Source organism: Rhodococcus sp. Z13, assembly GCF_025837095.1.
GTDB classification, from domain to species: Bacteria; Actinomycetota; Actinomycetes; order Mycobacteriales; family Mycobacteriaceae; genus Rhodococcus; species Rhodococcus sacchari.
Map to the genome: position 1 here is coordinate 3,339,936 of NZ_CP107551.1, position 14,371 is coordinate 3,354,306.

Genomic DNA, 14,371 nt, shown 5'->3' on the forward strand with positions numbered 1-14,371 from the left:
GCCGGATCCACGGATCCCGGCAGGTACTTCAGACGCAGTTCGAGCGAGGACGAACCCATGATCATCAGGGTGATCGGGTAGGTCGTGGTGTCGTCCATCTCGAGGGATTCGAGACCCATCCCGTCGATCGCAGCCGCCTGGGCCGCAAGGCCTTCGGCGTCCACCGGATAGGACTCGAACACCACCAGAGAGTCGAACCGGACTCCGCCGTCGACCCTCCGCTGGATCTCGGGGAGCCCGACGTAGTGGTGATCGAGCAGCGAGGCCTGCTCGCTCTGGACACGGGTGACGGTCTGCTCGACCGTGTCCGCCCGGTTCAGGCGCACCCGCACGGGCAGCGTGTTGATGAACAGACCCACCATCGACTCGACACCGTCGAGCTGGGGCGGACGACCCGACACGGTCGCACCGAAGACCACATCGTCCTGGCCCGTCAGACGTGAGACGAGGACACCCCACGCGGACTGCATCAGGGTGTTCACGGTGACACCGAGACGGCCTGCCAGTTCACCCAGTCGCGCGGTGCGGTCCGCACCGAGATCGACGGACACACTGTTCGACCGGCCTTCGATGACCGTCTCCTGCGCCCTGCCGGTGAGCAGGGCCGGTTCGTCGAGTCCTGCGAGGGCGTTCGCCCAGGCCGACAGCGATGCGTCCTTGTCCTGACCGGTGAGCCATTCGAGGTACGTGCGGTACGGCCGCTGTCGCGGCAGCACACTGCTGTCGCCCCGCGTCGCGTACAGCACCAGCATGTCCTGCAGGAGCAGCGGCATGGACCACCCGTCGAGAACGATGTGGTGGTGCATGACGATCAGCCGGTAGTCGCCCTCGGCAAGACGTGCCAGCGTGAACCGCAGCAGCGGCGGCTGTGCCATGTCGAAGTGGGTGGACTGCTCCCGCTTCAGCAGATCCGCGAAGGCGCGGCCCGGGTCGCCGGATCCGGTGAGGTCGACCTCGCGCCACGGCACGGCGACCCGGTCCAGGACGACCTGGACGGCCTTGCCCTGCGAGTCCGTGACGAAGGCGGTCCGCAGGTTCGGGTGACGTGCGACCAAGCCTTCCGCGGCCGTCCGGAGCCGCGCTGCGTCCACGTCGCCCGAGAGTCCGAGCACGACGTGCATCGTGTACACGTCGAGCGAGGACTCCGCCATCAGGGCATGGAAGAGCAGACCCGACTGCAGCGGCGTGAGCGGCCAGACGTCCGACATGGCCGGATAGGTCCGGGACAGCTCGTCGACCTCCGCCTGGGTCAACCGGACCAGCGGAAGGTCGGACGGGGTGAAGCCGCCGGCACCCGGGACGGACACGTGGCGGGCCAGAGCCGAGAGGGCTTCGACCCACAGGTCGACCAGCCTCCGGACGTCCGGCTCCGTCACCAGGCGGGACGCGAAGCGGAACGAGCCGGTGAGACGGGTGTCCCCGTTCTCGCCCTCGACGGCGACGACGTTGATGTCGACGGCACGGTTCGCGGGCATGTCGTCGTTGCCGGCGGCCGAGAGATCTCCCAGTTCGGCAGTGGGCTGCCATCCCAGTGCCGCGATCTCGTCGGAGATCTCCCCGGCACCCGACTGGCCGAGGTAGTTGAAGCTGATCTGTCCACCCGGAAGGGCGGCCAGCGTCGGTGCGGTCCGGTCGTTGAGGTACCGGAGCAGGCCGTAGCCCATGCCCTTGTCGGGCACGGCGAGCAGCTGTTCCTTGACCGCCTTGACCGCTGCTCCGGCAGCCGATCCCGCAGCGAACGCATCGTGCAGATCGACGCCGTCGAGGTCCAGCCGCACCGGATAGGCAGAGGTGAACCAGCCCACCGTCCGCGACAGATCCGCCCCGGGCACCAGGGATTCCTCGCGACCGTGGCCTTCGAGGTGCAGCAGCAGCGACGAGTTCGCTCGCCCCTGTTCCTCACGCCAGCGTGCGACAGCCAGGGCGAGCGCGGCGAGAAGACCGTCGTTCACGCCGCCGCGGAATGCGGCGGGAACCGCCTTCAGGACGGCGTCGGTGACGTCGCCCGGCACCGTGACCTCGACCTCGCGCACCGTTGCGACGGTGTCGAGCTCGGGGTCGTAGGCGACCTCGCCGAAGAGCGGGTCGGGCGCCGACAGGACGCCGGTCCAGAACGCCAGTTCCTCGGTGCGCGACTCCGTCACGGCTTCGTCCGCCAGCGCGTGCGCCCACCGCCGCACGGACGTGCCCACCTCGGGCAGTGCCGGGCGTTCGCCGTTCGCCACCTGAGCCCCGGCTGCGACGAAATCTGGAACGAGGATCCGCCAGGACACACCGTCGACGACCAAGTGGTGCGCCACGACGAGGAGGTACCCGGCGACCTCGGGGCCGCGGTCGAGCCAGACGAACTGGAGCATGACGCCCTCGTAGGGCGCCAACCGGTCGGCGGCGGAGTCGAGCTCGGCGGCCGCACGCTCGGACACGTCCGAGACCGGCAGATCCGCCGGAAGTTCCACGTGCCGGATCAGACCCGCGACGTCGACCGTTCCGGGCTCGCCGACGACGAGCGCGGGGCCGTCCTCGGTGATCTCGACGCGGGACCGCAGCATGTCGTGCCGATCGACGAGGGCAGCGATCGTCGTCTCGATCCCCGCCCGATCGACACCGATCGGGAGGGTCAGGGTCGTGGACTGGTTGAACCGGTCGATCGATCCCGGAAGGGAGAACAGGAAGTGGTGGATCGGCAGCGGGGGCATCGACCCGACGCCGCCACCCGGCAGTTCGTCGAGACGGACCACCTCGTCGCCACCGGCGACCGCCACGTCGGCGAGACCGGCGATCGTCTTCTGTTCGAAGACGTCGCGCGGGGAGATCCCGATCCCGCGGGCGCGGGCACGGGAAGCGAGCTGGATCGAGATGATCGAGTCGCCACCGAGAGCGAAGAAGGACTCGTCGACACCGACCCGCTCGAGACCGAGCAGGTCGGACACGATCCCCGCGAGGATCCGCTCGGTCTCGGTGGTAGGTGCGTGGTAGGCACGTTCCTCGAAGACCGGTTCGGGCAGCGCCTTCCGGTCCAGTTTGCCCGCAGGGGTCAGCGGGATCGACTCGATCGGCACGATGGCGGCGGGCACCATGTGCGTCGGGAGCATCCGAGCTGCGAAGTCGCTCAGCGCCACGGGATCGAGGGTCCGGCCGGCGACGGGAAGCACGTGGGCCACGAGGGCCGTCGAGCCGGAGGTGCGCTCCCAGCCGGACGTCGTGGCGAAACGAACGTCCGGATGGGATTCGAGCACTGCGTCGATCTCACCGAGCTCCACGCGCAGGCCACGGATCTTGACCTGGAAGTCGCTTCGGCCGACGTACTCCAGGGTGCCGTCGGCGGTCCACCGGACCAGGTCGCCGGTCCGGTACATCCGCTCGGCCGACGAGGAATAGGGGTTCGCCACGAAGCGCTCGGCAGTGAGCGACTTCCGGTTCAGGTAACCCCGGGCGAGCGCGTCGCCGGCGACGTACAGTTCGCCGACCACGCCCTGCGGCACCGGATGCAGGCGCTCGTCAAGGACGTAGAGGCTCATGCCGCGGGTCGCGCGGCCGATCGTCACCGGTTCTCCCGCGACCAGCGGGCCGAAGGTCGACACGATCGTCGCCTCGGTCGGGCCGTAGGCGTTGACGTACCGTCGTCCCGGCTGCCAGGTGTCCAGCAGCTCCTGGGTGGTGGCGTCGCCACCCACCATGAGCACTTCGAGACTTTCGAGGTCGCCGGGATCGAGAGTGCCCAGCACGGCCGGTGTGATGAGGGCGTGCGTGGCCCGTTCGGACCGCATCAGTTCGGCGAGTTCGGTGCCGCCCGCGACGTCTGCGGGCACGACGACGAGCGTTCCGCCGATCGGGAAGCAGCTGATGAGGTCGTGGACGGATGCGTCGAAGCTCGGGGAGGCGAGCTGGAGGAAGCGGGCGCCCTCGGTCGCGCCGAAAATGTCCGACGCGCCGTCGACGGCCGCGGCGATGCCGGAGTTCGTGACCACCACGCCCTTGGGCAGGCCGGTCGAACCCGACGTGTAGATGACGTAGGCGGGCGTCGCCGGCCGGATCGTTCCACGTCGTTCGGCGTCGGCGACGGGCTCCGGCGACCGGGCCGCGACCTCGGCCGCGAACTCCGGATCGTCGAGCACCGACCACGGGACGGTCGCGGGAAGCTCACCCACGTGTTCGATGGTGGTGAGACCCAGCAGCGCCTCGGAGTCGGTGAGCATGTGGACCACACGGTCGTGCGGGTACTTCGGGTCCACCGGCACGAAGGCCGCACCGGTCTTCGTCACCGCCCACACGGCGAGAACCGTCTCGTAGGAGCGCGGAAGCGCCAGCGCCACAATGGATTCCGGACCTGCACCCTGCTCGATCAGCACGCGGGCGAGTCGCGACGACGCCTCGTCCAGTTCCCGGTAGGTGACGGAGCGGCCCTGGTAGCGCACGGCGACGGCGTCGGGCGTCCGCTCGACCGGGGCGCGCAGGAGGTCCACCAGGTTGCCGCGGCGCACCGGGTCCTGACCGCGCACGGTCGTCCACGCCTCGAATTCGGCCGCCTCGAGGAGTCGGACGTCGCCGACCGGAGCCGTCGGATCAGCGACGACGCCCTCGAGGATCCTGTTGAACCGCTCGGCGAAACGCTCGATCGTGGCCCGGTCGAACAGGTCGGTCGCGTACGTCCATTCGACGGTCATTCCGCCGAACGAGCCGTCCTCACCGATACTTTCGACGAGGGTGACCTGCAGGTCCATGCGGGCGTGAGCCGCGTCGAACTCGACCGCGGAGGCACGCAGGCCCTCGATCTCGCCGGCCTCCGAACCCACGACGTTCTGGAAGGACAGCGCGACCTGGAACAACGGGTGGTGCGCCTGCGAGCGGACGGGGTCGAGGATCTCCACCAGACGTTCGAACGGCACGTCGGAGTGCCCGAAGGCCGCCAGGTCCCGGGTACGGACATGGTCGATCAACTCACCGAACGTCGCAGCGGGGTCCACCTCGGCCCGCAGCACCAGGGTGTTGACGAACATACCGACCAGGTCGTCGAGCTCGGCCGCGTTCCGTCCCGCGATCGGGGTACCGACGGAGATGTCGCTCGTGCCCGACAACCGTGCGAGCAGCACCGCCAGGGCGGCGTGAACGCCCATGAAGACGGTCGCGTTGTGCGCGCGTGAGAGTCCGTGGAGCGCAGCGTGGGTCGACGGTTCGATCCGCGAGGTCACGACCGCGCCGCGACCGGACGCCACGGGCGGGCGCGGCCGGTCGGTCGGCAGGTCGAGCCGTTCGGGGAGACCGGCGAGTTCCTGCTTCCAGAACTCGATCTGTGCGGCGGCGAGCGATTCCGGGTCGTCCTCGGAGCCGAGGATCTCCCGCTGCCACAGCGCGAAATCGGCGTACTGGATCCGGAGCGGAGTCCAGCCGGGCTCGTCGCCACGCACGCGCGCGGAGTACGCGACCAGCACGTCACGCAGCAGCGGGCGCATCGACAAGCCGTCGGCGGAGATGTGGTGTACGACCACAGCGAGCACGTGGTCGTCCGGTGCGACCTGGAACAGTGCTGCTCGCACCGGTACACCTGCCGTGACGTCGAAGCCCCGGCCGACGAAGGAGGTCACGGCCGACGCGATGTCGCCGGGGTCGATGGTGCGCGCCTCCAGCGACGGGACGGCGTCGTCGACGTCGACGAGCTGCTGGAATCCGACCCCGTCGATCTCGGGGTAGGTGGTACGCAGGATCTCGTGACGCTGGACGACGTCGCGCACCGCGGCCTGCAGGACAGCCGTGTCCAGACGTCCGCTCAGCCGGAGGACGAGCGGGATGTTGTAGATGCCCGATTCCGGATCGATCCGGTTGAGGATCCACATGCGCTGCTGCGCCAACGACAACGGCACCCGCTCCGGACGCTCCTGCGCCACCAACGGAGCCCGGCCACCGATACCGGCCTGCGACTCGACGCGAGCCGCCAACGCCGACACCGTCGACTCCTCGAACAACAACCGCACCGGCACCTGCGTGTCCAGTGCCGCACCCAGCCGCGCAACCACCCGGGTCGCGATCAGCGAGTTGCCGCCGAGAGCGAAGAAATCATCGTCCGCACCGACCCGCTCGACCCCGAGCACCTCGGCGAACACACCCGCCACGATCTCCTCGACCGGCGTCGACGGCGCCCGGAACTCCCGCACCTCGAACACCGGCTCCGGCAACGCCCGCCGATCCACCTTGCCCGACGCATTGAGCGGCAACTCCTCGAGCACCACCAACACCGACGGCACCATGTAACTCGGCAACGACCCCGCCACAGCAGAGCGCACCGCATCCACATCGACCACAGCACCGGCAGCCGGCACCACATAGGCCACCAACTGCTCACCACGCACCGCATCCCGATGCACCACCGCCACCACGGCCTCGACACCCGGCTGCCCACGCAACACCGCCTCGACCTCACCGAGCTCGAGACGCTGACCACGCAACTTCACCTGGAAGTCCGCACGCCCCACATACCGCAACACACCATCGGCACGCCGCACCACCAGATCACCGGTGCGATACAACCGCTCCCCCGCACCGAACGGATCGGCGACGAACCGCTCCGCCGTCAACCCCGCCCGCCCGTGATAACCCCGAGCGAGCTGCACACCGGCCAGATACAACTCACCGACCACACCCACCGGCACCGGATGCAGACGCCCATCGAGCACACAGGCACGCACACCCGACACCGGAGAGCCGATGGGCACACTCGTCCCCTCGACCGCACCCGGCACCTCGAAGAAGGTGGCATTGACCGTCGACTCGGCCGGACCGTACACATTCACCACACGCGCAGCAGGCAGCACCCGACGAACCCGCACCGCAGTCGCCGCCGGCAACTCCTCACCACCGGCGAAGACCCACCGCACACTGCCGCACGCCACCGGATCCACCTCGGCGACGAACACATCGAGCAACGACGGCACGAACTGCACCCACGTGACCGACTGCTCGGCGATCACCCGCGCCAGATACACCGGATCCCGATGCCCCTCCGGCGCCGCCACCACCAACCGGGCACCGACCTGCAACGGCCAGAACAACTCCCACACCGACGCATCGAACGTGATCGGCGCCTTGTGCAACACCGCATCGATCTGCGACAACGGATAGGTCGCCTGCGCCCACGCCAGCAGATTCACCACCGACGCATGCGGCACCGCCACACCCTTCGGCCGACCCGTCGACCCCGACGTGAACAACACGTACGCGGTGTTCTCCGCACGCAACGGCGCGATCCGATCGACATCGGTCACCGCCTCGGCCGACACCGCCGACAGATCCAGCGAATCGATCGCCACACCCGGGACAGACCCCTGCCCCGGCACCGCCACACCGTCACGCTCGGTGGTCAACACCACCGCCGGAGCAGCAACCTCGAACAGATACGCATTGCGCTCGGCCGGCTGATCCGGATCGATCGGCACATACGCACCACCGGCGGCGAGCACCGCATACATACCCACCAGCAACTCCGTCGACCGGCGCATCGCCAACGCCACCGTCGACTCCGGACCCACACCCAGAGAAATCAGATGCCGCGCAAGACGATTCACCCGAGACGCGAACTCACCATAGGTCAGCGACTCACCCTCGAACACCACCGCAACCGCATCCGGCGACCGCCGAACCTGCTCGAAGAACTCGTCGAGCAACAACCCCCCACCGATACCGTCCGCATCGGTGGCATTCCACGTCTCGAGCACCCGCGACCGCTCGGCATCGCCGAGGATCTCGATATCCCCGACCACGGCCGACGGTTCGGATGTCACGGCTTCGAGCACCCGCACGAACCGCTCCGCGAACGACACCACCGTGTCCTCGTCGAACAGATCCGTCGCATAGGTGAGGTCGCCCGCCAGAGCTCCGTCGGCGTCCTCGGCGAACGTCCACGACAGGTCGAACTTGGCGGTGACGGTATCCACATCCACACCCGCAACCGTCAGACCCGGCAACTCCAGTTCCGACTGTCCCAGGTTCTGGAATGCCAGCATCACCTGGAACAACGGATGCCGCGCCTGCGACCGCTCCGGATCGAGGATCTCCACCAGACGCTCGAACGGCACATCCGCATGCCCGAAGGCCTCGAGATCCGCACCCCGCACCCGCGACAACAGACCCTCGAACGACTCACCCGCATCGACCTGCGTCCGCAGAACGAGAGTGTTGACGAACATACCCACCAGGTCGTCCAACGCGGCCTCACCACGACCGGCCACCGGGGTGCCGATCGCGATGTCGTCGGCGTTCGCCAACCGGGCCAGCAGCACCGACAACGCGGCATGGACGACCATGAACTCGGTCGCCGACGTCCGACGCGCCAGATCCACGATCGCCGCCCGCAGGTCCGCATCGATCGTGAACCGGTGCGACGCACCACGATACGACGCCACGGCAGGACGCGGCCGATCCGCCGGCAGATCCAGCTGCTCCGGCACACCCGCCAGAGCCTTCGTCCAGAACCCGACCTGCGCCGAGATCAGCGACTGCGGATCGTCCTCGCTACCGAGCACCTCACGCTGCCAGATCGCGAAATCGGCATACTGCACCTCGAGCGGCGCCCACGCCGGGGCCTCACCGGCAACCCGAGACGCGTAGGCCGTGACGAGGTCCCGCGTGAGCGGCCCCATCGAGAAACCATCCGCCGCAATGTGATGCACCACCAGCACCAGCACATGCTCGGACTCCGACACCGCGAACAGACGTGCCCGGAACGGCACCTCGGCGGTCACGTCGAAGCCGGCCGAGATCAGTGCGGTGATCTCGCCGACGACACGGGATTCGGCGAGCGCGACCGGGGACAGGTCCGGAACGACCGCGGCGACGGGGAGCACCTGCTGGTAGCCGATGCCGTCGACATCGGGATACACGGTGCGCAGCGACTCGTGCCGGGCGAGCACATCGGCCACCGCCGCCTGCAGCGCCGCCACATCCAGGTTGCCCGACAACCGGATCGCCACCGGAATGTTGTTCACCGCCGACTCGGTGTCGAACCGGTTGAGGAACCACATGCGCTGCTGCGCCAACGACAACGGCACCCGCTCCGGACGCTCCTGCGCCACCAGCGGAGCACGACCGGCGGTGTCGAGCTGCTCGATCCGCGCCGCCAACGACTCGACATCCGACGCTTCGAACAATCCTCGTACCGGCACCGACGTGCCCAGAGCAGCGCCGAGACGCGCGACCACCCGGGTAGCGATCAACGAGTTGCCACCGAGAGCGAAGAAATCATCGTCGAGACCGACCCGCTCGAGACCGAGGACTTCGGCGAACACACCGGCGACGATCTCCTCGACCGGGTTCGTCGGAGCCCGGAAACCCCGGGTTTCGAAGACAGGATCGGGCAGCGCCTTGCGGTCGACCTTGCCCGAACTGCCGAGCGGCATCTCATCGAGCACCACGAAGGTCGACGGCACCATGTAGGCAGGCAACACCGCACCCAACGCCGACTGCGCAGCCGACCGGTCGAACGTCCGCCCCGGCGCCGCAACCACATAGGCGACGAGCTGGTCGTGCCGGACCGCCACGACCACCTGCGAGACAGGAGCATGCTCGAGCAACGCGGACTCGATCTCGCCGAGCTCGATCCGCAGACCACGCAACTTCACCTGGAAGTCCGTCCGCCCGATGTACTCGAGCTCGCCATCACCGGTCCACCGCACCAGATCACCCGTGCGATACAACCGCTCCCCCGAACCGAACGGCGACGCCACGAACCGCTCCGCCGTCAGATCCGGCCGCGCCACATACCCCCGGGCCAACTGCACACCCGACAGATACAACTCACCCGTCACACCCACCGGAACCGGCCGCAACCGCCCATCGAGCACGAACACCCGCGTGTTCCACACCGGCGCACCGATCGGCACCGACACCACATCCGCATCCGTGACCTCATGGAAGGTCACATCCACCGCAGCCTCGGTCGGCCCGTACAGATTGTGCAGCCCCGCCTGCGCGAACACCTGCCGCGCCCGCGCCGCGGTCGTCGGCGGCAACGCCTCACCCGACGCGAACACCCGCCGCACCGACGCCACCTGCCGCGCATCGGCCTGCTCGACGAACACCGCCAGCATCGACGGCACGAAATGCAACGTCGTCACCGACTGCTGTGCGATCACCGCCGCCAGATACTGCGGATCCTGATGCCCACCCGGCGCCGCCACCACCAACCGCGCACCGACCTGCAACGGCCAGAAGAACTCCCACACCGACACATCGAACGTGAACGGCGTCTTCTGCAACACCACATCCGCCGGCGACAACCCGTACTCGTGTTGCATCCACACCAGCCGGTTCACGATCGCCGAGTGGGACACCGCCACACCCTTCGGCCGGCCCGTCGACCCCGACGTGAAGATCACATACGCCGTATTGCCCGACCGCAACGCAGCCACCCGATCCGCATCCGACACCACCGCATCGGACACCGCCGACAGATCCAGCGAATCGATCGCCACACTCGGGACAGACCCCTGCCCCGGCACCACCACACCGTCACGCTCGGTGGTCAACACCACCACCGGCTCGGCGACCTCGAGAATGTACCCGTTGCGCTCATCCGGCTGATCCGGATCGATCGGCACATACGCACCACCCGCGGCGAGCACCGCATACATACCCACCAGCAACTCCGTCGACCGGCGCATCGCCAACGCCACCCGCGACTCCGGACCCACACCCAGAGAAATCAGATGCCGCGCAAGACGATTCACCCGAGACGCGAACTCACCATAGGTCAGCGACTCACCCTCGAACACCACCGCAACCGCATCCGGCGACCGCCGCACCTGCCCGACGAACAGATCAACCAACGTCGCCGACGAATCCACCACACACGCCGTGTCGTTCCACACCTCGAGCACCCGCGACCGCTCGACCTCATCGAGCAGATCCACCTCACCCACCGGCACAGCAGGATCGGCGACGGCTGCACCGAGAACACGGGTGAACCGGTCGGCAAAGGTTTCCATCGTCTCGGCGTCGAACAGGTCCGTCGCGTAGGTGAGCTCGACGAGATAGCCGTCCGTGACGTCGTCGGCCACGGTGACCTGCAGATCGAACTTCGCCAGAGCAGCATCGACGTCCAGACCGGAGACGGCGAGTCCCGGCAGTTCGAGGGACACCGCATCGAGGTTCTGGAAGGTGAGCATCACCTGGAACAACGGATGCCGCGCCGTCGACCGCTCCGGATCGAGGATCTCCACCAGACGCTCGAACGGCACATCCGCATGCCCGAAGGCCTCGAGATCCGCACCCCGCACCCGCGACAACAGACCCTCGAACGACTCACCCGCATCGACCTGCGTCCGCAGAACGAGAGTGTTGACGAACATACCCACCAGGTCGTCCAACGCAGCCTCACCACGACCGGCCACCGGGGTGCCGATCGCGATGTCGTCGGCGTTCGCCAACCGGGCCAGCAGCACCGACAACGCGGCATGGACGACCATGAACTCGGTCGCCGACGTCCGACGCGCCAGATCCACGATCGCCGCCCGCAGGTCCGCATCGATCGTGAACCGGTGCGACGCACCACGATACGACGCCACGGCAGGACGCGGCCGATCCGCCGGCAGATCCAGCTGCTCCGGCACACCCGCCAGAGCCTTCGTCCAGAACCCGACCTGCGCCGAGATCAGCGACTGCGGATCGTCCTCGCTACCGAGCACCTCACGCTGCCAGATCGCGAAATCGGCATACTGCACCTCGAGCGGCGCCCACGCCGGGGCCTCACCGGCAACCCGAGACGCGTAGGCCGTGACGAGGTCCCGCGTGAGCGGCCCCATCGAGAAACCATCCGCCGCAATGTGATGCACCACCAGCACCAGCACATGCTCGGACTCCGACACCGCGAACAACCGCACCCGGAACGGCACCTCGACGGTCACATCGAAACCGACCCCGACGACCGCCGCCGCCTCGGCGAACAGATCCTCCTCGGCCACCGGCACCGGAGTCAGATCCGGCACCACCTCCGCCGCCGGAAGCACCTGCTGGTAACCGACACCGTCGAGTTCGGGGTACACGGTACGCAACGACTCGTGCCGGGCGAGCACATCGGCCACCGCCGCCTGCAGCGCCGCCAAATCCAGGTTGCCCGACAACCGGATCGCCACCGGAATGTTGTTCACCGCCGACTCGGTGTCGAACCGGTTGAGGAACCACATGCGCTGCTGCGCCAACGACAACGGCACCCGCTCCGGACGCTCCTGCGCCACCAGCGGAGCACGACCGTTGCCGCCGGCCGCCATCGCGGCGTCGACGCGCATCGCGAGTTCGGCGGCCGTCGGGGCGTCGAAGAACTCACGAACGTCGATCCGGACCTTGTGGTCGGCGCTGAGGCGGGCGACGACACGCGTCGCACTCAGAGAATTACCGCCCAGTTCGAAGAAGTCGTCGTCGACGCCGAGCCCCTCGACGCCGAGCACTTCCTGGAAGGCCGCGACCACGGCGTGCTCGGTGGGAGTGGACGGGGCCCGGTACTCCCGCTGCAACGAGCCGAAATCGGGTTCGGGCAGAGCCTTCCGATCGAGCTTGCCGCTGGAACCGAGCGGGAATTCGTCGAGTTCGACGAACAGTGACGGCACCATGTAGTCGGGCAGGCGCCGGCGCACCGCATCGGCGAGCTCGGAGCGATCGGCCGCGCGCCCGTCGGTGACGAGGTACGCGACGAGATGGTCGCCGAGCGTCGGATGGGAGTGCACGATCACGACGGATTGCCGCACAGCCGGGTGGTCGAGCAACGCGGACTCGATCTCACCGAGTTCGATGCGCAGACCACGAAGCTTGACCTGGAAGTCGGTTCGGCCGATGTATTCGATCTGCCCGTCCGTGTTCACCTTCACCAGGTCGCCGGTGCGGTACATGCGGCTGCCGGGTTCGCCGAAGGGGTCGGCGACGAAGCGGTCGGAGGTGAGGTCGGGCCGGCGCAGGTATCCGCGCGCGAGCTGTACACCGGCGAGGTAGAGCTCACCCTCGGTGCCCTCGGGGACCGGACGGAGACCTTCGTCGAGGACGTACAGGTCGGTGTCGGCGACTGCCGCACCGATCGGCACGACCGCGTCCTGGGGGGAGGTGGCGAAGTAGGTGACGTCGACGGCCGCTTCGGTCGGACCGTAGAGGTTGTGCAGACGCGCCGAGGAGACCTCGTAGAACCGCGTGACGGTCTGCGGCGGCAGGGCCTCACCCGATGCGAAGACGTAACGCAGGGTGTCCACCGACGCGGCGGTGGGCTCGGCGAGATAGACGGCGAGCATCGACGGCACGAAGTGCGCGACGGTGACGCCGCGCTCGATCATCGTGCGGGCGAGATAGGCCGGGTCGCGGTGGCCGTCGGGTGCAGCGATCGTCAGACGGGCCCCCACCTGCAGCGGCCAGAAGAACTCCCACACCGACACGTCGAAGGTGAAGGGGGTCTTCTGGACCACCACGTCGTCGGGGTTCAGGCGGTACTCGGACTGCCGCCACGCGATGTTCGCGACGATCGCGCGGTGCTCGACGGCGACGCCCTTGGGGCGGCCCGTCGACCCGGAGGTGAAGATGACGTAGGCGAGGTTGTCGGCGGTCAGTTCGCCGAGGCGTTCGTCGGGCCGGATCGGCTCGTCGGACAGCTCCGACAGGTCGAGGGTGTCGAGGGCGACGACCGGGGCAGCGCTCGGCAGGTCGACGTCGTCACGGGTGGTCGTGACGACCGCGACGGGTTCGGCGATCTCGAGGACGTAGGCCAGGCGGTCGGCGGGGTGGTCGGGGTCGAGAGGGACGTAGGCACCGCCGGCCTTGACGATGGCGTACATGCCGACGAGGAGTTCGAACGAGCGGCGGACCGCGAGACCCACTCGTGCGTCCGGCCCCACTCCCAGGCCGATCAGATGACGCGCGAGCCGGTTGGCACGGGCGTCGAACTCGGCGTAGGTGAGCGTCTCACCCTCGAACTCGAGCGCGATCGCGTGGGGGCTCGCCGCGACCTGCTGGTCGAATCGGGCGACGAGCGTGTCCGCGGCGACGCTCGTGAGGACCGCCGCGTCGTCCCCGAGCAGTTCGGTGGCATCCGCCAGCAGAGAGTCGACGACGGCGGGAAGCCCGCCTCCTCCGAGCAGTCCGGGTGCCACGTTCGACAGCACGACGGACAGTAGTGCATCGAAGCCCAGCGCTCCGCCCATGGCGGTATCGAGCGTGGAGATCTCCTGCTGCAGCCGGTCGTATGTGACATAGGTCTCACCGTCGACCAGAGCCGGGCGGTCGGGAGAAAGGTTCACCACAGCGGCGAGCAGCCTCGGCAGATCCTCGATGGTCGGCTTCGGCTTGCCACCCATGGCACCCGTCATCTACGTCACCCTCCTGTACAACGTGCGCATGGCTGATCGCCGTA

Annotated in this window: 1 pseudogene (running past one end of the window); it reads right to left on the reverse strand. The window is 68.2% G+C overall.

What is annotated here, in order from left to right:
* Nucleotides 1–14,327: pseudogene (locus OED52_RS20845) on the reverse strand (non-ribosomal peptide synthase/polyketide synthase); its annotated part reaches 15,277 nt to the left of the window's first position; the annotation flags it as partial.
* Nucleotides 14,328–14,371 lie beyond the last annotated feature (44 nt).